Origin of the sequence: Streptomyces chlorus, assembly GCF_042655885.1 — a bacterium.
Lineage (GTDB): Bacteria > Actinomycetota > Actinomycetes > Streptomycetales > Streptomycetaceae > Streptomyces > Streptomyces chlorus.
Genome location: NZ_JBHSOA010000054.1, coordinates 85,030 through 106,100 on the forward strand (window position 1 = coordinate 85,030; position 21,071 = coordinate 106,100).

Sequence of the window (21,071 nt, forward strand, 5' to 3'; positions counted from 1 at the left end):
TCCGGATCAGCCTGCTCTGAGGGCCATCGTCATCGCCTCCACCGCCAGGAGCGGGGCCACGTTGCGGTCGAGGGCGTCGCGGCAGGCGGCGATGGCTTCGATGCGGCGGAGCGTGGATTCGGGGGAGTTGCCCCGGGCCATGCGCTCCAGGGTGTCCTCCGCGTCCGAGTTGGCGATGGCCACGCGGGAACCGAGCTGGAGGGCGAGGACGTCGCGGTAGAAGCTGGTGAGGTCGGTCAGGGCCACATCGAGGCTGTCCCGCTGGGTACGCGTTCTGCGGCGCTTCTGCATGTCCTCCAGATCCTTGACCACGCCCGCGGTGCCGCGCGGCAGCCGGCCGCCCTGCGCCGCGCCGAGTGCCGCCTTCAGCTCGTCGGTCTCCTTGGTGTCCCTCTGCTCGGCCAGCTGTTTGGCGTCCTCGGCGGCGGCGTCGACGAGTTCCTGGGCCGCCTTGAGCGCGCTCCCGATGTCCTCGACGCGCAGTGGCAGCTTCAGTACGGCGGCACGGCGCTCGCGGGCGGCCGGGTCGGTGGCCAGCCGGCGGGCCCGGTCGACGTGCCCCTGGGTGGCGCGGGCCACGGCCGCGGCGACGCCCGGCTCGATGCCCTCACGGCGTACGAGCAGGTCGGCCACAGCGTCCACGGAGGGCGTGCTCAGGTTGAGGTGGCGGCAGCGGGAGCGGATCGTCGGCAGGACATCCTCGACGGAGGGGGCGCAGAGCAGCCAGACCGTGCGGGGCGCGGGCTCCTCGACGGCCTTGAGGACGGCGTTGGCGGAACTCTCGTTCAGCCGCTCGGCGTCCTCGACGAGAATCACCTGCCAGCGGCCGGTCGCCGGGGCGGTGAACGACTTGCGGACGGTGTCACGCATGTCACGCACCAGGATCATCGCGCCGACGGCGGCGATCGTGCTCACGTCGGCGTGGGTGCCGATCAGGGCGGTGTGGCAGCCGTCGCAGAATCCGCAACCCGGGGACCCGCCGAGCGCGCGGTCGGGGCTGACGCACTGCAACGCGGCGGCGAAGGCGCGCGCCGCCTGGTTGCGCCCCGCGCCGGGCGGTCCGGTGAACAGCCACGCGTGGGTCATCTTCGACGCCGCCGGCGGCGGGGCGCCGGTCGCCGCGGCCGTGACGAGGGCATCGGCGTCCCGCGCGGCGGCGGCGAGCTGGGCGCTCACCCGCTGCTGCCCGACGAGGTCGTCCCACACGGTCATGGGTCACGCCGCCCTTCCGTCATGTCCGCCACGTTCGCCACTCATTGTCCATTGACTGATTCCAATGACTGGGATCCATTGCCTGAATCCATTGTGGGGGTGACCACTGACAGTCCCGGACCAGCCGCGGGAACGGCCCGGGAACAGTACCGGCCGGCCCGGGAGAACGATGCTGGGCGGGGGCCGTCGTTCTGCCCCCGCCCAACATCGGCACCTCGGTGGACCGCCGCTCGTGTCAGCGGCGCCGTCCCTTGCCCTTGCCCCGGCCGCCCTCGTCGGGTTCGCCCGGTTCGCCGTGCTCGTCGTCGCGCGGGCCCAGCAGTTCGTCCGCCAGGGTCGGCAGGTCGTCCAGCGGGGTCTCCTCGGCCCAGTCCGAGCGCTGCCTGCGCCGGTCCGGCATGTTCTCGGGGTCGACCTGCGGCAGCTCACGCGTACTGGCCACCTCGTCGTCCTGGGTGATCGCGGGGAGCACCGCCGTCTCCTCCGTGGCGCTCGGCGGCGGCACAGTCGGCAGTACCTCGGTCTCGTCGGCCACCCTCGGCGAAACCGACACCTGCGGCAGCTCGGTCGTCACCTCGGCCTCGGACGGCTGGGAGGACCTGGCCCAGCCGGACTGCCCCTCGCTCCCGCCCCGCGCGGAGTCACCCCGGCCCTTGCGGAACCGGTCCGAGGACTCGCCGGAGCCCGGCCCGTCCTCTCCGGCCGCGTCGCCCCTCACCCTGGGCAGCACCGCCGTCTCGTCCGCCGAAGCCGACCCGCTCGACACATCCGAACCACCAGACGCATCCGAGCCACGCGACACACCCGAACCACCAGAAGCGTCCGACCCCCGCGAAGCATCCGACCCTCGGGAAGCGTCCGAACCGCTCGGCGTATCCGAACCACGCGCCGCGCCGGCCCAGCTCACCGTGGAGGGCCCCGCCTCCGCCGCGGCCGCGGCCTGCTCCGCGAGGCGTCGGGCCTCCTCGGCCCGCCGCAGTGCCTCCTCGGCCTTGCGCTGCTTCTCCAGGCGCAGTGCCTCGGCCTCGGCACGCAGCCGCTCCTCCTCCTCGGCCTGCTTGCGGCGACGCTCCTCCTCCGCCTTGCGGCGGGCTTCCGCCTCCGCGCGCGCCTTCTCCTCGGCGAGGAGCCGCTTCCGCTCCTCCTCGGCACGGCGGGCGGCCTCCTCGGCGCGCTGCCGGGCCTCCTCCGCCTGCCGTTCGGCCTCGCGCCGCTGCGCCTCCTCCAGCTCGCGCCGCTTGCGCTCCTCCTCCTCTGCACGCAGTCGCGCCAGCTGTTCCTGGCGCTCGCGCTCCAGGCGCTCCTCCTCGGCCTTGCGCGCCGCTTCCTCCTCCGCCTTGCGGCGGGCCTCCTCCTCGGCCTTGCGCCGGGCTTCCTCGATGGCCTTGATCTCGGCCTCGGAGAGCGGCAATACCTGGTCGAGCCGGTGCCGGATGACCGTACCGACCGCGTCCGGCTCCTGACCGGCGTCGACGACCAGGTACCGGCCGGGGTCGGCCGCGGCCAGTGTGAGGAAACCGGCCCGCACCCGCGCGTGGAACTCGGCGGGCTCCGACTCCAGCCGGTCCGGCGCCTCGGTGAACCGCTCGCGCGCGGTCTCCGGCGCCACGTCGAGGAGCACGGTGAGGTGCGGTACGAGGCCGTTGGTCGCCCAGCGGTTGATGCGGGCGATCTCGGTCGGCGACAGGTCCCGCCCGGCACCCTGGTAGGCCACCGAGGAGTCGATGTACCGGTCGGAGATGACGACCGCGCCGCGCTCCAGGGCGGGCCGTACGACCGTGTCGATGTGCTCGGCGCGGTCCGCCGCGTACAGCAGGGCCTCCGCGCGGTGGGACAGTCCGGCGCTCGAGACGTCCAGCAGGATCGACCGCAGCCGCTTGCCGACCGGCGTCGCCCCCGGCTCACGCGTGAGCACGACTTCGTGGCCCTTGCCCCGGATCCACTCGGCGAGCGCCTCGGCCTGGGTGGACTTCCCGGCCCCGTCGCCGCCTTCCAGGGCGACGAAGAAGCCGGCGCCCGCCGGTACGGGCTCGGGGTCGTCGCCGCCGAGCAGCGCGTCCCGGAGATCCTGCCGCAGCGGCACCCCGGAACGGTCGTCGACCTTGGCCAGGACGAGCGCGGCCACCGGCAGCAGCAGCGCGCCCACCAGCATCAGCGTGAACGCGGCACCGCCGTGCGCGAAGACGAACCGGCCGCTCTCCAGCCGGTGCGGTCCGATGCCCGCGGCCACCAGCGGGGCGATCACCGCGCCGAGGGCCACGACGAGGCGGACGACCGCGTGCAGGTGCTCCGTCGTACGGGCCCGCCGCTGGTCCTCGATCTCCTGGTCGAGCAGGGTGTGCCCGGTGTTGGCCGCCGTGCCCGCGCCGACACCGGCCAGCGCGGCGATCAGCAGCACGCTGGTGACGTCCGGCACGAGTCCGGCGGCGAGCAGCGCGACGCCGGTGCAGGCGAGCGCCATCGCGAGCAGTCGACGCCTCGACAGCGACGGCAGCAGGGCCGGGGCCGTCCGTATGCCGACGACGACCCCGCCGGTCAGCGCGGCCACCAGCAGGCCGTACAGCACGGGCCCGCCGCCCAGCTCCTTGGCGTGCAGCACGAACACCGCGACGGCGGCCGACACCGCGGCGGCCACGGACGCGGACGCGAGCACCAGCAGCGGCATGGCGCCGGTGCGGCCCTTGCCGGAGCCGGCGGTGCTCTTCGGACGGCGCAGCCCCTCCAGCGGCGACCGCGCGCGCGGGGTGCGCGTACCGGGCAGTTCGAGGAACGTCACCATGGACAGCGACGCGGCGAACAGTCCGGCCGCGACATACGAGGCGAGCGCCGCCTGGTGCTGCTCGAACCAGTCGATGCCCGTGCCCAGCAGGTTGTTGAGGAGTCCCGCGACGACGAGCGCGAGGGCCGCGGCCGGCACCGCCACGAAGCCCGTACGCAGCGACAGGCGGCGCAGCGCGTCCATGTGGTCCGGCAGCGGCCGCACCGTCGCGCCCTCCAGGGGCGGGGCGGGCAGCAGCGCGGGCGCCGCGCTCTCGCGGCAGACCGTCCAGAACCGCTCGGCGACCGACGTCACGAAGGCGGTGACGAGGAGCAGGGCAAGCGCGTCGTCGGGCGTCCAGTCGATCCACAGCGGCGCGACGATGAGCAGGGCCGCCCGCAGTCCGTCCGCGGCGACCATGGTCCAGCGGCGGTCCAGCGGGCCGCCCGGAGAGGTGAGCGACGTGAGCGGGCCGAGGAGGACGGCGCCGAACAGCAGCGTCGCGAGGATCCGCACCCCGAAAACGGTCGCCACTGCGAACGCCACGCCCCGGTAGCCGCCGCCGAACGAACCTTCGGCGACCGCCGCCTGGAGAGCGAGGAGCACCAGCACCAGGAGGGCGAGTATGTCGCCGACACCGCCTACGAGCTGCGCGCTCCAGAGGCGTTTCAACTGCGGGCGACGCAGCAGGGCGCGGACCGCGCGCTCGCGGGAGTCCGCGACCAGGGCGTCGTCGGGGGCCGTTTGAGGGGCCGTTGGCGGCTCGGATCGCGTCATGTGTTCAGCCTATCGGCCCGCACCGATCCCTCGGGCCTCCATTTTGACATGCACACGTCCCGACATCGAAGCGTTGCCGGGACGTTCGCATTCCGAACCCTCGCGAAGATCCACACCGGGAACGGGCAGGTCCTGAGGGTTCCGGGAGCCTCACCAGCGTTCCCGGAACCCCGAGAGCCCGCGAGGGCTCCCACACCCTCATCAGGATCCTGAAGGCTCCTCAGTCCTCAGCGCCGGCACCGTTCGAGGCGGCCGTCGCCTTCTTCGCGGCGGTGGCGGACTTCGTCGCAGTGGCCGTGGCCGTGGACGCCGTCGTCTTCCGCGCCGCCGTCGTCTTCGCGGCGGTCGTGGTCTTCTTCGCCGCGGTCTTCTTGGCGGCCGCCGTCTTCTTCGCCGGAGCCTTCTTGGCGGCCGTCTTCTTGGCGGCCGACTTGGCCGGGGCCTTCTTCGCCGTCTTCTTGGCGGGCCCCTTGGCGCGCTTCTCGGCGAGCAGCTCGAACCCGCGCTCCTGGGTGATCGTCTCGACGCTGTCGTCGGAGCGCAGGGTCGCGTTGGTCTCGCCGTCGGTGACGTACGGGCCGAAGCGGCCGTCCTTCACCACGACCGGCTTGCCGCTGACCGGGTCCTCGCCCAGCTCCTTCAGCGGCGGCTTGGCCGCGGCCCGGCCACGCTGCTTGGGCTGGGCGTAGATCGCCAGCGCCTCCTCCAGCGTGATCGTGAAGAGCTGATCCTCGGACTGCAGCGACCGCGAGTCGGTGCCCTTCTTCAGATACGGCCCGTACCGGCCGTTCTGCGCGGTGATCTCCACGCCCTCGGCGTCGGCGCCGACCACGCGCGGCAGCGACATCAGCTTCAGCGCGTCCTCGAGCGTCACCGTGTCCAGGGACATCGACTTGAAGAGGGAGGCCGTGCGCGGCTTGACCGCGTTCTTGCCGGTCTTCGGGGTGCCCTCGGGGAGGATCTCCGTGACGTACGGGCCGTAGCGGCCGTCCTTGGCGACGATCGGGTGGCCCGTCGCCAGGTCGGTGCCCAGCTCGAAGTCACCGCTCGGCTTGGCGAGCAGCTCCTCGGCGAACTCCACCGTCAGCTCGTCGGGCGCCAGGTCCTCGGGGACGTCGGCGCGCTGGTGGTTCTCGGAGTCCTTCTCGCCGCGCTCGATGTACGGGCCGTAGCGCCCGACCCGCAGCACGATGCCGCTGCCCACCGGGAACGACGACACCTCGCGCGCGTCGATCGCGCCCAGGTCGGTCACCAGCTCCTTGAGGCCGCCGAGGTGGTCCCCGTCGCCGTTGCCCGCCTCGGCCGCGCCGCCGCCGCTGCCGCCCGCGGGGAAGTCGCTGTCGGCGGCGCTCCTGCCGAAGTAGAACCGCTTGAGCCACGGCACGGACCGCGCCTCGCCGCGCGCGATGCGGTCGAGGTCGTCCTCCATACGGGCGGTGAAGTCGTAGTCGACGAGCCGGCCGAAGTGCTTCTCCAGCAGGTTGACGACGGCGAAGGAGAGGAAGGACGGCACGAGGGCCGTGCCCTTCTTGAACACGTAGCCGCGGTCGAGGATCGTGCCGATGATCGACGCGTACGTCGACGGGCGGCCGATCTCCCGCTCCTCCAGCTCCTTGACCAGCGACGCCTCGGTGTAGCGGGCCGGGGGCTTGGTGGCGTGGCCGTCGGCCGTGATCTCCTCGGCGCCGAGGGCGTCGCCCTCGGCGACCTGCGGCAGCCGGCGCTCGCGGTCGTCGAGTTCGGCGTTCGGGTCGTCCGCGCCCTCGACGTAGGCCTTCAGGAAGCCGTGGAAGGTGATGGTCTTGCCGGACGCGGTGAACTCGACGTCCCGTCCGTCGGCCGCCGTGCCACCGATCTTCACGGTGACGGAGTTGCCGGTGGCGTCCTTCATCTGGGAGGCGACGGTCCGCTTCCAGATCAGCTCGTAGAGCCGGAACCGGTCGCCGGTCAGGCCGGTTTCGGCAGGGGTGCGGAAGCGGTCGCCGGAGGGGCGGATCGCCTCGTGCGCCTCCTGCGCGTTCTTCACCTTCCCGGCGTAGGTGCGCGGCTGCGGCGGCAGGTAGTCGGCGCCGTACAGCTGCGTGACCTGGGCACGGGCGGCGGTGACCGCCGTCCCGCTCAGCGTCGTCGAGTCCGTACGCATGTAGGTGATGTAGCCGTTCTCGTACAGCTTCTGCGCGACCTGCATGGTGGCCTTCGCGCCGAAGCCGAGCTTGCGGCTCGCCTCCTGCTGCAACGTCGTCGTACGGAACGGGGCGTACGGCGAGCGACGGTACGGCTTGGACTCGACGGACCGCACGGAGAACCGGGTGTTCTCCAGGGCGGCGGCCAGGGCGCGGGCGTTCGCCTCGTCGAGCTGGAGGGTGTTCGCGTTCTTCAGCTGTCCCAGGGAGTCGAAGTCGCGGCCCTGCGCGACGCGCCTGCCGTCGACGGACTGCAGGCGGGCGAGCAGCGAGGACGGGTCGGAGGCGTCCCCGGCACGGCCCGTGGAAAAGGTGCCGGTCAGGTCCCAGTACTCGGCGGAACGGAACGCGATGCGCTCCCGTTCCCGCTCGACCACGAGCCGGGTGGCGACGGACTGGACACGGCCGGCGGACAGCCGGGGCATGACCTTCTTCCACAGGACCGGCGAGACCTCGTAGCCGTAGAGACGGTCGAGGATGCGGCGGGTCTCCTGGGCGTCGACCAGCTTCTGGTTGAGCTGGCGCGGGTTGGCCACGGCCTCGCGGATCGCGTCCTTGGTGATCTCGTGGAAGACCATCCGCTTGACCGGGATCTTCGGCTTGAGCACTTCCTGCAGGTGCCAGGCGATGGCCTCGCCCTCGCGGTCCTCATCAGTGGCGAGGAAGAGTTCGTCGGATTCCTTCAGCAGGTCCTTGAGCTTCTTGACCTGGGCCCGCTTGTCGGCGTTGACCACATAGATCGGCTGGAAGTCATGGTCGACGTCCACACCGAGACGGCGGACCTCACCGGTGTACTTCTCGGGCACCTCCGCGGCGCCGTTGGGAAGGTCGCGAATATGCCCGACGCTCGCCTCGACGATGTAGCCAGGGCCGAGATAGCCCTTGATCGTCTTCGCCTTGGCAGGCGACTCGACAATGACGAGTCGGCGGCCGCCCTTCGCGGTCTCGCTGGTCGGGGACAACTTCGCTCTTCTCTCCGGTCGACGCTGGGGCCTCCCCGGGCTGTCGTCCCGGGGTCGGGTCTGCATTCACGATTCGTGACGCTGCGGAGTGTGACGGTACATCCCGCCCCCGTGTCAAACGGGAAAAGCCCGCAACGGCCACTCGAACGGTAACCCGACTTGCACCGTTCCTGCCGCCCGGACTGTCCAGACCCTGCCCGCCCCTATGCGGAGCGCGACCTCTCGATTACCCGAAACCCCTGTTCGCCCGTGATCCTCACAGGCGGGTGAGGCACCACACCCCGACGACGAGGGAGGTCAGCGAGACGAGACTCGCGACGGTGACCGAGGCGACCGGGCTCACACCCTGGGCCACGGGGCGATGCCGGCGGACGCTGGTCGCGATCCAGGCCAGCAATCCGCCCCCGAACAGGCAGAACACCATCCCCGCGAAGATCGCCGGTCCGCTCTCCATGGTCCCCCCGAGCCCTTCTTCCCGGCCGCTGACGCCGGGCCCGGGGTGAGGCTGGCACGCGCGAGCGGCGGGAAGGCGAACCGGAAGTGAACGCAGGGGCGACGTGGGCGGGCACGACGGGCGGCAGGCCCTCGGCGAGGTGTCCGAAATAACTCGAAAGTCGGCGAACCGACCACCCTTCCGAGCCCCTGCCACGCCTTCGCCGGCCTCAGGACCCACGCGCCCCCGTCGGCATCAGGACCCGTCCACCCCCGTCGGCCTCAGGATCCACGTCCCCTCGCCGATCTCAGGACCGACAGGCCCGCCCCGTCACTTCACCGGCTCCAGGAAGCCCTGCTCCACGAGCAGCCGGATCTGGGCCGGTGTGCGGTCGCGCAGCAGTACCGGGTCCTCGCCGAGCAGCTGGGCGATGGCATCGAGGATGCGGCCCGCGCTCATCGTGCCGTCGCTCACGCCCGCGAAGCCGGCGCCGATGGTGTCGACCCGGGTGGCCCGGCGCATGCCACGGTTCTGGCGCAGCACCACATGCTCCGGGTCCTCCGCGCCGGGCAGCCCGACCTGCTCCTGCACCACCTCCGCGGCCAGCTTGAAGCGCGCTTCGAGCAGCGCCGCGTCGTCGTGCGTACGGAGATGGCCGAGCCGCTCGAAGTGGGCCCGCACCGTGTCCCCGAGCGGCTGCTCGACCGGATGCGGCCATTCCTCCACCGTGACCGACGGCCGGTCGGCGCCCGATCTGCGCAGCGTGATCCAGCCGAAGCCGACCGCCTTCACGCCGCGCGCCTCGAACTCGTCCAGCCAGGCGTCGTACCGCGCCCGGTACTCGGCCGTGTCACCGCGGTGGTCCCCGGCGTCCCGCAGCCACAGCTCGGTGTACTGAGTGACGTCCTGCACCTCGCGCTGCACGATCCAGGCGTCGCACCCACGAGGCACCCATGACCTGAGCCTGTCCTGCCAGTCCTCCCCTTCGACGTGCTGCCAGTTGGCGAGCAACTGCGCGAACCCGCCGTCGCCGAGCCGTTCCCCCGCCTCCTGAACGAGCGTGCGGCACAGATCGTCCCCGCCCATTCCGCCGTCGCGGTAGGTGAGCCGCGCGCCCGGCGAGATCACGAAGGGCGGGTTGGACACGATCAGGTCGTACTTCTCGTCCGCGCGGACCGGTGCGAACAGCGATCCCTCCCGCAGATCGGCGGCCGGGACTCCGGAGAGGGCCAGGGTGAGCGCGGTGATGTGCAGCGCGCGCGGGTTGACGTCGGTGGCCGTCACGCGCGTGGCGTGCCGAGTGGCGTGCAGCGCCTGGATGCCGGAGCCGGTGCCGAGGTCGAGCGCGGAGGCGACGGGCGTGCGGACGGTGATGCCGGCCAGGGTCGTGGACGCCCCGCCGACGCCGAGGACAACGCCCTCGTGCGCGCTGCCGATACCGCCCGCGCCGCCGACCGCGCACCCGAGGTCGGACACGATGAACCAGTCCTCGTCCGCGGGCCCGCCGTACGGCCGTACGTCCACGGTCGCGGCGACGTCGTTCGCGCCGGCGCGCGCCAGCCACCCGTCCTTCAGACAGGCGTCGATGGGCAGGACGTCCGCCACGCGCGCGTGCGGCACGGGTTGCTGCAACAGGAACAGGCGTACGAGCGTCTCCAGCGGGGTGTCCCCGCGCGTGGCCCGGAAGGCGGGCACGGTCTCACTGCGGGCCAGCGCCGCGTACGCGGGGGCGCCGAGCAGTTCGAGCAGTCCGTCAGCGGTGAAGGAGGCCCCGAGCAGCGCGTCCCGGAGGCGGGCGACGGTGTCGGGGCGGTCGGACGAGGGCAGGGGCGGCAGGCCGGGGTTACTCACACCCTCCATTGTGGCCGCCGCCCTCACCCCGCGCGTGCCGTGACAGCCACGACTGCCTCGGCGGTCACGACTGCCTCGGCCGTGGCGGCCGTCGAGACCGTAGCGGGCTGCCGCGGCGGCCCCAGGGGCCGCGGGGTGAGGGCGGCTGTGCGCTGTCGCGCCGTCAGCCCGTCGTGGTCTGCACCGGACCGGTGGCCGTCTTGCAACTGGCCTGCCGGGCCATCGCCTCGCCGACCTCGCCCTCCTCCAGCGTCTTGAGGGCGTCGTTGCCGCTCTTGCTGAGCTTGTCCAGCTCGGTGGCGATGCCCTTCAGGCCGTCGGCGAACTTCGCCTGGTCGTCCGTGCCGAGTCCGTCGACCTGCTTCTTCAGGGAGGCGTACGACGCGGAGATGCTGTTGAGCTCCTTGACCGCGTCCGTCTGCTTCTTCTCGCCGTTCTCGACGTCCGGCGCCCCCGCCTTGGTCACGGCCGCGCCGATCGCCTTGTAGGCGTCGGACATGTCCTGGAAGGCTTTCGAGTCGGTCTTCTGGACCTCTTCCGGGGTGCTGTTGTCCGAGGTCTCCTTCTGGATCGCGGCGTTGGCGGCCTGGATCTTCTTCGCCTGCGGCTGCACCGCGCCGCAGACCTGGTCCGCCCAGGAGTTCAGCTTCTCGTTGTTGTTGTTGTCGCCGCCGCATCCCGTCAGCGCCAGTACCAGTACCGCACCGCCGGACAGCGCGGCCGCGAGCTTCTTGTTCACCGGATCGGCCCCTTCCATGGCTCCCGGCCCGGAACATACACGCCAGATGCGCGACATCTCCCCGACGAACGTCTGCAAAGACCACTTTTAAAGCCATTTGCACCAGCGAGAGAAGGCTCACGACGGGGGCGCACATCACACAGTGCGGGCGGGCGACGCGTCGTCAACACGCGCCGTCCGCCCGCACCTTGAGCTGGGCCTCAGCGGCCGGTCCTACGAAACCACCGCCGGATCGACCGACTTGGAGTCCGGTTCGGCATCGCCTTCGTCACCCATGGCGATCCCGCGCCGTTTGGACACGTACACCGAGCTGACGATCACCGCCAGAGCGAGAACCGCGATCAGCACCCGCACGCCGACGTTCTTGTCCGCGCCGTAGGAGAACTGGATGACCGCGGGCGCGATGAGCAGCGCCACCAGGTTCATCACCTTCAGCAGCGGGTTGATGGCCGGCCCCGCGGTGTCCTTGAAGGGGTCGCCGACGGTGTCTCCGATGATGGTCGCCTCGTGGGCCTCGCTGCCCTTGCCGCCGTGATGGCCGTCCTCGACGAGCTTCTTGGCGTTGTCCCACGCGCCACCGGAGTTGGCGAGGAACACCGCCATGAGCGTGCCCGAGCCGATCGCGCCCGCCAGGAAGGCGCCGAGCGCCCCGACGCCGAGCGTGAACCCGATGAAGATGGGTGCCATCACGGCCAGCAGACCGGGTGTGGCGAGTTCGCGCAGGGCGTCCTTGGTGCAGATGTCGACGACCTTGCCGTACTCCGGCTTCTCGCTGTAGTCCATGATCCCGGGCTTCTCACGGAACTGCCGCCGCACCTCGAAGACCACCGCACCCGCCGACCGCGACACCGCGTTGATCGCCAGCCCCGAGAAGAGGAAGACGACCGCCGCGCCCGCGATGAGTCCGACGAGGTTGTTGGGCTGCGAGATGTCCATCATCAGGCTCAACGGCGCGCCCTCACCGCTGAGCCGTTCGCCCACGTCCCGCGCGCCGGTGGTGATGGCGTCGCGGTACGAGCCGAACAGGGCCGCCGCCGCGAGGACCGCCGTGGCGATGGCGATGCCCTTGGTGATGGCCTTGGTGGTGTTGCCGACGGCGTCCAGGTCGGTGAGCACCTGGGCGCCGGCGCCCTCGACGTCGCCGGACATCTCGGCGATGCCCTGGGCGTTGTCGGAGACCGGCCCGAAGGTGTCCATCGCGACGATCACACCGACCGTGGTGAGCAGGCCGGTGCCGGCCAGCGCCACCGCGAACAGCGCCAGCATGATCGACGTACCGCCGAGCAGGAACGCCCCGTACACGCCGAGGCCGATCAGCAGGGCGGTGTAGACGGCCGATTCGAGCCCCAGGGAGACCCCGGCGAGGATGACGGTGGCCGGGCCGGTGAGCGAGGTCTTCCCGATGTCCTTGACGGGGCGCCGGGTGGTCTCGGTGAAGTAGCCGGTGAGCTGCTGGATCAGGGCGGCGAGCACGATGCCGATGGCCACCGCGACGAGCGCGAGGATCCTCGGGTCGCCGTCCTTGCCCTGGATCGCCGCGTCGGTGACGCCGTCGAGGCCTGCGTACGACGACGGCAGATAGCTGTACACGGCGATCGCGACCAGGACGAGTGAGATCACCGCGGAGAGGAAGAAACCGCGGTTGATCGCGCTCATGCCGCTGCGGTCGGCGTGTCTGGGGGCCACCGCGAAGATGCCGATCATCGCGGTGAGCACGCCGATCGCGGGCACGAGCAGCGGGAAGGCCAGTCCGGCGTCGCCGAAGGCGGCCGAGCCCAGGATGAGCGCGGCCACCAGCGTCACGGCGTACGACTCGAAGAGGTCGGCCGCCATGCCCGCGCAGTCGCCGACGTTGTCGCCCACATTGTCGGCGATGGTCGCGGCATTGCGCGGATCGTCCTCCGGAATGCCCTTCTCGACCTTGCCGACCAGGTCGGCGCCGACGTCGGCGGCCTTGGTGAAGATGCCGCCGCCCACCCGCATGAACATCGCGATCAGCGCGGCCCCGAGCCCGAAGCCCTCGAGTACCTTCGGCGCGTCGGCCGCGTACACGAGCACCACGCAGGCGGCGCCCAGCAGGCCGAGCCCGACGGTGAACATGCCGACCACGCCGCCCGTGCGAAAAGCGATCTTCATCGCTTTGTGCGAGACGGCGGTGAGATCCTTTTCCGGCTCTCCGGGAGCCGGTGTCGCCTCGCGGGCCGCCGCGGCGACTCGCACATTGCTGCGGACGGCGAGCCACATGCCGATATATCCGGTGGCCGCCGAGAACGCCGCTCCGATCAAGAAGAACACCGATCGGCCGGCACGCTGGTTCCAGTCGTCCGCGGGCAGCAGCAGAAGCAGGAAGAACACGACGGCGGCGAATACGCCGAGCGTGCGCAGCTGGCGGGCCAGATAGGCGTTCGCGCCCTCCTGCACCGCCGCGGCGATCTCCTTCATTTTGTCGGTGCCCTCGCCGGCCGCGAGGACCTGGCGCACCAGGACCCCCGCGACGGCCAGCGCCGCCAGTGCTACGACCCCGATGACCACCACGAGCACACGGTTGTCGTCGGTCAGCACGGCAGCTGCGAGGGAGATGGGTTGGCCCGGCTGTTGTGAGAGGGAAAGCCCCGCCATTCGTCCTCCTTGACGCTTGGGCTGAGCTCAAGATGTGGACGGGATTGTAGGTACCCGGAACCTGATCAAAACAGAGCGCGTTAAATGTAAATGGCCGCACGCGCTCTTCACACAATGATCGCCGGACGGCCCGGGAACCGAAATCTGTAACGCCCCGGAGGCATTCGACGGATCTTTCACCTGATCAGGCGAATGATCCTTTCAGTGATCGCGCAAAAAGCTCTTTGATCACCCGGCCGATCGTGAATGAATTCACGCGATGAACGGTACTGCGGACCGCTCCCACAGGGACCGCTCGGCGGGGAAGGCCGGCACAGGGACCACTGTAGGCGCGGGCGATGACACCCGCACATGCCGAAGGGCCCCACGGGTGGGGCCCTTCGGCATGAGTCGCTGTTCGGGTGAAGCGAGCGAATCAGGTGATTCGGATGCAATCGGGTGAGGCGGGCGAGTTGGATGAGTTGGATGAGTTGGGTGAGGCGGATACGTCCGGTCAGCCGAGTCAGACGGGGAAGGTGGCCGGCGGCGTGGTGGACCACCTCATGCGGATCGATCCGCCGTGCTCCCCGGCACTGACCTCGACATCGTCGACGAGCCCGCTGATGACCGCGAGGCCCATCTCGTCCTCCTCGATCTCGGCCTCGGTGGCCCCGGGCCCGCCGCCGGGCGTCCGTCCGCCGGGAGCCGCGTGGGGCGCCTCGTCACCGACCTCGATGGAGAACTGCTTCTCCTCCTCGATCAGCAGCACCTTCACCGGGGCCGAGATTCCGCCGTTCTGGTGCAGTCCGACGGCACGTGTGCACGCCTCACCGACGGCGAGCCGGACCTCGTCGAGGACCGCCTCGTCCACTCCGGCCCTGCGCGCCACCGCTGCCGCCACCAGTCGGGCGGTCCTGACATGCTCGGGCAGCGCGCTGAAGCGGAGCTCAACGGTGGCCATGCATCCCCCTCGCAGACTTCGGGCGTGCTGTGGGGAGGCACCGGGCCGCCGAAGGCCCGGTCCTCCTCGTACTTCACTGCTCTCCCGGGCGCGGACGCCCGGGACCGGTGATCAGTCGGTGGCCGCCACCGCTTCCTCGACCGAGGTGTGAATCGGGAACACCTTGGTGAGGCCGGTGATGCGGAAGATCTTGAGAATGCGCTCCTGGTTGCAGACCAGGCGCAACGAGCCCTCATGGGCACGCACACGCTTCAGGCCGCCGACCAGCACGCCGAGTCCGGTTGAATCGAGGAAGTCCACACCCTCCATGTCGACGACAAGGTGGAAACTGCCGTCATTCACCAGCTCGACCAGCTGCTCGCGCAGCTTGGGCGCGGTATATACGTCGATTTCGCCACCGACCCTGACGATCGTGCGATCGCCCATGGTCTCGGTCGACAGGGACAGGTCCACGGATCCTCCAGCACCTAGCTATCGAGCGGTCGCCCTTGGGGCATCTCGGCTCAGCCCCCGGGACGGTTCGCCAGCCGCGATGGCATTCAATCACTTACCGGCAGGCGTGCACGACGCCTTGGCCCCATTGTCCGTCATGCCGGTGACACACTCGGTGCCGATGGCCAAGAATCTTCGACCCGATCGGTCCCCGGCGGACAGCGCTCCCCGGCCCTCGCCGGGGGCGCTCCTCGACCGACTCGCCGCCGGGCCGAGCAGGACTTCGCGCATTACTCATACGGAGCACTTGCCCCCGCGTGCGGGTCGCCATGCCGTCTGGCCGGACCGGATCCGGGCGGAGGTGCTCGCCGCCGTACAGGCCTCGGGCATCGACCATCCGTGGGCCCACCAGGCACGCGCCGCCGAGCACGCCCTGGACGGCGAGTCGGTCGTGGTCGCCACCGGGACCGCCTCCGGCAAGTCCCTGGCGTATCTCACGCCGGTCCTGTCGGCGCTCCTGGACGGCTCCGAGGCCCCGAACGGCCGCGGTGCGACCGCCCTCTACCTGGCTCCCACGAAGGCCCTGGCAGCCGACCAGTGCCGTGCTGTGAAGGAACTTTCACAACCTCTGGGCCATTCGGTGCGCGCGGCGGTCCACGACGGCGACACTCCGTTCGAGGAACGCGAGTGGATCCGTCAGTACGCCAACTACGTCCTGACCAACCCGGACATGCTGCACCGGGGCATCCTCCCGTCCCACGCCCGCTGGTCCTCCTTCCTGAAGTCGCTGAAGTACGTCGTCATCGACGAGTGCCACACCTACCGGGGCGTCTTCGGCTCGCACGTCGCCCAGGTGCTGCGCCGGCTACGCCGCCTCTGCGCCCGCTACGGCGCCTCGCCCGTGTTCCTGCTCGCCTCCGCGACCGCCGCCGAGCCCGAGGTCGCCGCCCGCCGCCTCACCGGCCTGCCGGTGGTCGAGGTCGCCGACGACGCCTCACCTCGCGGTGAACTGGTGTTCGCCCTCTGGGAGCCTCCGCTGACCGAGCTGCACGGTGAGAAGGGCGCCCCCGTCCGCCGTACCGCCACCGCCGAGGCCGCCGACCTGCTGACCGACCTCACTGTGCAGGGCGTCCGCTCGGTCACCTTCGTACGCTCCCGGCGCGGTGCCGAGCTGATCTCGGTGATCGCCCAGGAACGCCTGGCCGAGGTCGACCGTTCGCTGGTCCGGCGGGTGGCGGCCTACCGGGGCGGCTATCTCCCCGAGGAGCGCCGTGCCCTCGAACGTGCCCTGCACTCCGGCGAACTCCTCGGACTCGCCGCGACGAACGCCCTGGAACTCGGCGTGGACGTCTCCGGCCTGGACGCCGTGGTGATCGCCGGCTACCCGGGCACCCGGGCGTCCCTGTGGCAGCAGGCGGGCCGTGCGGGACGGGCCGGGCAGGGCGCCCTCGCCGTCCTGGTCGCCCGCGACGATCCCCTGGACACCTTCCTCGTCCACCACCCCGAGGCCCTGTTCGACCGGCCCGTGGAATCCACCGTCCTCGACCCCGACAACCCCTACGTGCTCGCCCCGCACCTGTGCGCGGCGGCCGAGGAGCTGCCGCTGACGGACGAGGACCTGGAGCTGTTCGGGCCGGCCACCGAGGAGCTCCTGCCGCAGCTGGAGGCCGCGAAGCTGCTCCGCCGCCGGACCAAGGCCTGGCACTGGACCCGCCGGGAACGGGCCGCCGACCTGACCGACATCCGCGGGGAGGGCGGCCGTCCCGTCCAGGTCGTCGAGGACGGTACGGGACGGCTGCTCGGCACGGTGGACGCCGGCGCCGCACACACGACCGTCCACGAGGGCGCGGTCCATCTGCACCAGGGCCGCACGTATCTCGTCCGCTCCCTCGATCTGGAGGATTCCGTCGCCCTGGTCGAACAGGCCGCCCCGGCCTACACGACGGTCGCCCGCGACACGACGTCGATCTCCGTGCTGGAGACGGACACCGAGATCCAGTGGGGCGACGGCCGCCTGTGCTACGGCTCCGTCGAGGTCACCAACCAAGTGGTCTCCTTCCTGCGTCGGCGTGTCATCACCGGTGAGGTGCTGGGCGAGACGAAACTCGACCTGCCGCCCCGTACGCTGCGCACCCGCGCGGTGTGGTGGACGGTCACCGAGGACCAGCTGGACCGGGCCCGGATCAATCCGGAGATCCTCGGCGGCGCCCTGCACGCCGCCGAGCACGCGTCGATCGGCATGCTGCCCCTCTTCGCGACCTGCGACCGCTGGGACATCGGCGGGGTCTCCGTGCCCCTGCACCCCGACACCTTGCTGCCCACCGTCTTCGTCTACGACGGTCATCCGGGCGGGGCCGGCTTCGCTGAGCGCGCCTTCCACACCGCCGGCGACTGGCTCACCGCCACCCGGCAGGCCATCGCCTCCTGCGAGTGCGAGGCCGGTTGCCCGTCCTGCATCCAGTCCCCCAAGTGCGGAAACGGCAACGAACCGCTGCACAAACGAGGTGCGGTACGGCTCCTCACGGTGCTGCTGGAGGGTGCACCGGCGAAGGAGAACGTGGCGGAGGAGAACGTGGCGGTGGCGGACGGGACGGACCGGGCGGGCGGCATGGCGGCGGAGGCCGGCCAGGGGTGAGCGGCAGCGGTGGCCACCGGACCGGCCGGCCCCGCCCGCGCCCTGACCTTCGCCTCGAACGGTCCTCGTCCCGCGGCCACCGACACGTCCGAGACCTCGCCCTCGACCAGGCACCGCACCAGGCGCGTGCCCTGCGCCCCGGCCACCCGGCCGGCCCGCGCACAGGCCGCCGCCGTACCGTCCATCCACCGGTCCGCCGCCGCCAGCGCGGCGAGGTCCGCACCGCCGGCCGCCCGATGCCGGATCACGACGGCCTGCCCCAGGGTGAGGACGACGCCGAAGACGACACACAGCACGGCGATGACCCCGACACTCCAGACGGTCGCGGAGCCCCGGTCGGGGCCTTGTCCGGAGTACCGGTGCCGACCTGGACACCGGGCCGGGTGCCGGCCGCCGTCCCGGTGCCGGCGCCCGGCCCGGCGGAGGCCGCGCCCGGGCCCGGCCTCCTGCCCGGCCTGTGCGGCGCGCGCCCCGCCGGCATGGCGCTCGGGCCCCCGGTCCGGCGGACCGGCCCCACGCGCACGCTCATGCCCTCGGCCGCGAACCCGGCCGCTCTGCCGTCGCCGCCGGTCGCGGATCTCGTGCTTCACGTGTCCGCCCCCACCGTCTCCTCCACGGCCGCCACCGCCTCCTCCCGTACCTCGAAGGGCAGCCCGTGCAGTAACGGGGGCCTGGCCACGACGACCACACGAACCTGCGTCGCCTCCCGGCGCACGGTGACCTCCGCGCCGGACGGCGCCGCCCGGCGGGCCACCTCGACGACCGCACCGGGGGAATCCTGCCGGGCCGCCGCGCGGGCACCGGTGCGGGCCGCGTCCACGCACTGGATCTGCGCCGCCACCACCAACAACCCCCACACCAGCGCCATCGCGAACATCACCAGCACGGGCAGCACCATCGCCGACTCCGCCGTCACGAAGCCACGGTCCGAGCGCCGTTCACATCCGGCCATCGAGCGCCTGCTCCACGATCTTCGTCAGCGCCGCGTCGACCGGGCCGCTCGTGACCACCTTGTAGAGCACGACGGCGAACGCCACCGCCGCCACGATGCCCATGGCGTACTCGGAAGTGACCATTCCGGTGTCCTTCCGTGCCGCGCGCATCCTGCACACCAGGGCACGCAACCGCGCCCGTACCACCTGATACATCTCAACCCCTTTATGGAAAGGTCCTGTTGAAAACCAATCGACTGTCTGTCCGTTTGTTCTGCCGCCGTTTTCGGTTCTCTCCCGTCATCGACCACCCCCTCCCAGCACCCCGCCGGCGAGTCCGATCACCACGGGCAGTACGCCGACCGCGATGAAGGCGGGCAGGAAGCACAGACCCACCGGCGCGGTGACCATGACGGCGGCCCGCCGTGCCCTTGCCGTCGCCTCGCGGGCCCACTGCGCGCGGGACTCCGCGGCGAGCCGCGCGACGGGCGCGGCCATGGGGAGCCCGGACACGTCGGCCCGTTCCAGCAGCCGGGCCAGGGCCCCGGCTCCCGGCATGGCGGCCAGTCGGCGCCAGACCGCGCCCGGTTCCCCACCGAGCCGCACCTCCGCCGCACCTCTGGCCAGCGCGTCCCCGACCGGCCCGCCCAGGGCCTCGCCGACCGCCTGCGCGGCGGGCACGGGCCCGGCGCCGGCCGCGATGCAGGCGGCCAGCAGATCGGCGGCAAGAGGGAGTTGCCGCGCCGCACGGGCCGCGGCACGTTCCCGCTCGTGCGCCCCGGCCGCCGTCTGCCGCAGGCGCCACCGCCACAGTCCGGCGGCTCCGGCCAGCCCCACCAGCACTCCGGCGAGACCGCCCGCCAGCACCCAGCCCGCACAGACCGCTCCCACCGTGGGCAGCCAACCGCGCGCGCCTCTCGGCACCGTGAGACGTGGCCGGGCTGCCGCCTGTTCCACAGCCAGCGTCTCGGCCAGCCGTCGTCGCAGCCGGCGCTCGCACCGCGCGTGGCGCAGCCACCAGGCCGGCCAGCCGAGCGCCGACGCCGCCCCCACGACAACCCCCAGCCCGTGGAAAACGTCGCCGCTCATGCCGACGCCTCCTCGGCACCCCGCATGATCCGCAGCACCCACCACAGCCCCAGACCCTCCAGGACCCCGCCGGCCACGAGGCAGCCGAGCCCCGACGGGGTGTGCAGGAGGATGTGCAGGGGGTCGGCCCCGAGGGCCGCGCCGAGCCCCAGCCCCAGGACGGGGAGCCCCGCGAGCATCACCGCGGTGGCGCGGGCGCCGGCCAGCTGGGCGCGCAGGTCGGCACGCTGATCCCGTTCGGCACGCAGCGCCGCTTCCAGCCGGTCGAGTCCGGCCGCGAGCCCCGCCCCCTGGTCCACGGCAACCCGCCAGCACGCTGCGAGCCCGCGAAGCCCTTCTGCGCCCGGCTGCCGCGCCACCACCACGAGCCCGTCCGGGACGTCTCCACCGAACCGTGCGGCCGCCAGCACCGCCGCCTGGGCGTCGCCGAGCCCGCCGGTGTCACGCGCGGCCGGTGACAACGCCTCACCCGGCTGCCGCCCTGCGCGCACCTCCCCGGCGAGGGCCCCGCACAGCGCGATCACCGCGTCGCCCCTGCGCTCACGGTCCCGGCGCTCCCCAGCGGCCAGCCGCACCCGCCGCAGCAGCGGCACCCCGGCCGCGCCCGCGACGAGCGGCAGCACCGATGTGCCCAGCAGTGCCAGCGCCGCCCCGGCGGCCAGGGCCCACCATTCGGCTCGCAGCCGTCCCCGGATGCGTCCCCACGCGCGGATCACCTGGGGCCGTCCCGGCGGCCCGCTCCCGACCGGCCCCCCACCGGCCAGCAGCAGCCGTGCCCGCCTGGCTCCGGCCCGCCGGCCGCCCAGCAGCCACGCGGCAGCCCCGAGGCACACCGTGGCCGTCCCCATCGACATCCCGGCAGTCCCGTTCACCCTCGGTCCCCTCTCACCCTCGGTCCCCTCTCACCGTCTGCCGCCTCCACCGGTTCAACGGCCGCCCGTTCACGGGCTGATCGCCCGGAGGCCGGCCTCCCGCGAGCCGACCTCCCACGAGCCGCCCACTCACAGTCCGCCGCCGTCGCCGGTGTTCCGGAGCAGTTCCCGCAGCCGCTCCCAGCCCCGCTCGGGGACGAACGCGTCGGGGCCCCAGCGCAGTGCGGGCACCGTCCGCACCAGCCCCGACGGGTCCCGTTCCAGCACGTGCACCTCAGCGATCCGCCGTCGGCCGGTCCGGTCACGGACGAGGTGCAGCACCACGGACAGGGCGGCCGCCAGCTGGCTGTGCAGCCCGAAACGGTCGAGCCCGGCCGCCGTGCCGAGCGCTTCCAGCCGGGCGGGTACGTCCGCGGCGGCATTGGCGTGGACGGTCCCGGCGCCTTCATGTCCGGTGTTGAGGGCTGCCAGCAGATGGACCACCTCGGGGCCGCGCACCTCACCCACGACCAGCAGGTCCGGCCGCATTCGCAGCGCCTGGCGCACCAGGTCCTCGAGCGTGACGAGCCACGTCTTAGGAACAGTTCAGCTGTCTCAGTGGCCTCGCTGTCTCAGGGAGGCCACGCGGTGTACTGGC

At 72.0% G+C, this 21,071-nt stretch carries 14 protein-coding genes and 2 pseudogenes; 1 reads left to right on the forward strand and 15 read right to left on the reverse strand.

Features of this window, described 5'->3' with window-relative positions; translation table 11 throughout:
• Window positions 1–6 precede the first annotated feature (6 nt).
• The 9 genes from ACFPZI_RS25190 to bldG form a co-directional block, all read right to left on the reverse strand.
• Complete coding sequence (locus tag ACFPZI_RS25190) at window positions 7–1,212, reverse strand: DNA polymerase III subunit delta' (RefSeq protein ID WP_381367144.1); 1,206 nt, start codon at window positions 1,210–1,212, stop codon at window positions 7–9.
• Window positions 1,213–1,447: 235 nt separating this feature from the next.
• Window positions 1,448–4,747, reverse strand: coding sequence for a dTMP kinase (tmk, locus tag ACFPZI_RS25195; protein ID WP_381367147.1), 3,300 nt, complete (start codon window positions 4,745–4,747; stop codon window positions 1,448–1,450).
• 220 nt (window positions 4,748–4,967) lie between these two features.
• Window positions 4,968–7,892, reverse strand: a complete 2,925-nt coding sequence (gene topA, locus ACFPZI_RS25200) for a type I DNA topoisomerase (RefSeq protein WP_381367150.1) — start codon at window positions 7,890–7,892, stop codon at window positions 4,968–4,970.
• A 256-nt stretch (window positions 7,893–8,148) separates the two neighbouring features.
• On the reverse strand, window positions 8,149–8,346 hold the full coding sequence (locus tag ACFPZI_RS25205; RefSeq protein WP_381367153.1) for a hypothetical protein: 198 nt from the start codon (window positions 8,344–8,346) through the stop codon (window positions 8,149–8,151).
• A 309-nt stretch (window positions 8,347–8,655) separates the two neighbouring features.
• Window positions 8,656–10,185 (reverse strand): DUF7059 domain-containing protein, encoded by a 1,530-nt coding sequence (locus tag ACFPZI_RS25210; protein ID WP_381367156.1) that lies wholly within the window; start codon window positions 10,183–10,185, stop codon window positions 8,656–8,658.
• Window positions 10,186–10,339: 154 nt separating this feature from the next.
• Window positions 10,340–10,933: a small secreted protein gene (locus ACFPZI_RS25215; protein ID WP_381367159.1), complete on the reverse strand. Its 594-nt coding sequence runs from the start codon at window positions 10,931–10,933 to the stop codon at window positions 10,340–10,342.
• 195 nt (window positions 10,934–11,128) lie between these two features.
• On the reverse strand, window positions 11,129–13,534 hold the full coding sequence (locus ACFPZI_RS25220; RefSeq protein ID WP_381367161.1) for a sodium-translocating pyrophosphatase: 2,406 nt from the start codon (window positions 13,532–13,534) through the stop codon (window positions 11,129–11,131).
• A gap of 502 nt (window positions 13,535–14,036) precedes the next feature.
• A complete protein-coding gene (locus tag ACFPZI_RS25225) occupies window positions 14,037–14,474 on the reverse strand; it encodes an ATP-binding protein (protein ID WP_381367164.1) in 438 nt (145 codons plus the stop codon).
• A 111-nt stretch (window positions 14,475–14,585) separates the two neighbouring features.
• Window positions 14,586–14,927: an anti-sigma factor antagonist BldG gene (gene bldG / locus ACFPZI_RS25230; protein WP_003991900.1), complete on the reverse strand. Its 342-nt coding sequence runs from the start codon at window positions 14,925–14,927 to the stop codon at window positions 14,586–14,588.
• Window positions 14,928–15,006: 79 nt separating this feature from the next.
• Here bldG and ACFPZI_RS25235 point away from each other — a divergent pair, with 79 nt between their 5' ends.
• A complete protein-coding gene (locus ACFPZI_RS25235) occupies window positions 15,007–17,541 on the forward strand; it encodes a DEAD/DEAH box helicase (protein WP_381367167.1) in 2,535 nt (844 codons plus the stop codon).
• An 86-nt stretch (window positions 17,542–17,627) separates the two neighbouring features.
• On the opposite strand, the pseudogene ACFPZI_RS25240 reads toward ACFPZI_RS25235, so the two are convergent.
• The 6 genes and pseudogenes from ACFPZI_RS25240 to ACFPZI_RS25265 all read right to left on the reverse strand — a co-directional run.
• Window positions 17,628–18,131: pseudogene (locus tag ACFPZI_RS25240) on the reverse strand (Rv3654c family TadE-like protein); the annotation flags it as partial.
• Window positions 18,128–18,493, reverse strand: a complete 366-nt coding sequence (locus ACFPZI_RS25245) for a TadE family type IV pilus minor pilin (RefSeq protein ID WP_381367169.1) — start codon at window positions 18,491–18,493, stop codon at window positions 18,128–18,130. The pseudogene ACFPZI_RS25240 and the gene ACFPZI_RS25245, both read right to left, overlap by 4 nt.
• Window positions 18,480–18,689 (reverse strand): DUF4244 domain-containing protein, encoded by a 210-nt coding sequence (locus tag ACFPZI_RS25250; protein ID WP_326754001.1) that lies wholly within the window; start codon window positions 18,687–18,689, stop codon window positions 18,480–18,482. The genes ACFPZI_RS25245 and ACFPZI_RS25250 overlap by 14 nt, the downstream gene beginning before the upstream one ends.
• Before the next feature lie 84 nt (window positions 18,690–18,773).
• Window positions 18,774–19,562 (reverse strand): type II secretion system F family protein, encoded by a 789-nt coding sequence (locus ACFPZI_RS25255; protein ID WP_381367172.1) that lies wholly within the window; start codon window positions 19,560–19,562, stop codon window positions 18,774–18,776.
• Window positions 19,559–20,410, reverse strand: coding sequence for a type II secretion system F family protein (locus ACFPZI_RS25260; protein ID WP_381367188.1), 852 nt, complete (start codon window positions 20,408–20,410; stop codon window positions 19,559–19,561). Before ACFPZI_RS25260 ends, ACFPZI_RS25255 begins: the two co-directional genes overlap by 4 nt.
• A 153-nt stretch (window positions 20,411–20,563) precedes the next feature.
• Window positions 20,564–21,001: pseudogene (locus tag ACFPZI_RS25265) on the reverse strand (ATPase, T2SS/T4P/T4SS family); the annotation flags it as partial.
• Window positions 21,002–21,071 lie beyond the last annotated feature (70 nt).

What these genes read in the sequence shown, in the direction of transcription:
- ACFPZI_RS25190 (WP_381367144.1), bottom strand. Translation starts at nt 1,212, where the DNA reads ATGACCGTGTGGGACGACCTCGTCGGGCAGCAGCGGGTGAGCGCCCAG.
- tmk (WP_381367147.1), bottom strand. Translation starts at nt 4,747, where the DNA reads ATGACGCGATCCGAGCCGCCAACGGCCCCTCAAACGGCCCCCGACGAC.
- ACFPZI_RS25205 (WP_381367153.1), bottom strand. Translation starts at nt 8,346, where the DNA reads ATGGAGAGCGGACCGGCGATCTTCGCGGGGATGGTGTTCTGCCTGTTC.
- ACFPZI_RS25210 (WP_381367156.1), bottom strand. Translation starts at nt 10,185, where the DNA reads ATGGAGGGTGTGAGTAACCCCGGCCTGCCGCCCCTGCCCTCGTCCGAC.
- ACFPZI_RS25215 (WP_381367159.1), bottom strand. Translation starts at nt 10,933, where the DNA reads ATGGAAGGGGCCGATCCGGTGAACAAGAAGCTCGCGGCCGCGCTGTCC.
- ACFPZI_RS25220 (WP_381367161.1), bottom strand. Translation starts at nt 13,534, where the DNA reads ATGGCGGGGCTTTCCCTCTCACAACAGCCGGGCCAACCCATCTCCCTC.
- ACFPZI_RS25225 (WP_381367164.1), bottom strand. Translation starts at nt 14,474, where the DNA reads ATGGCCACCGTTGAGCTCCGCTTCAGCGCGCTGCCCGAGCATGTCAGG.
- ACFPZI_RS25235 (WP_381367167.1), top strand. Translation starts at nt 15,007, where the DNA reads ATGGCATTCAATCACTTACCGGCAGGCGTGCACGACGCCTTGGCCCCA.
- ACFPZI_RS25245 (WP_381367169.1), bottom strand. Translation starts at nt 18,493, where the DNA reads ATGGCCGGATGTGAACGGCGCTCGGACCGTGGCTTCGTGACGGCGGAG.
- ACFPZI_RS25250 (WP_326754001.1), bottom strand. Translation starts at nt 18,689, where the DNA reads ATGTATCAGGTGGTACGGGCGCGGTTGCGTGCCCTGGTGTGCAGGATG.
- ACFPZI_RS25255 (WP_381367172.1), bottom strand. Translation starts at nt 19,562, where the DNA reads ATGAGCGGCGACGTTTTCCACGGGCTGGGGGTTGTCGTGGGGGCGGCG.
- ACFPZI_RS25260 (WP_381367188.1), bottom strand. Translation starts at nt 20,410, where the DNA reads ATGGGGACGGCCACGGTGTGCCTCGGGGCTGCCGCGTGGCTGCTGGGC.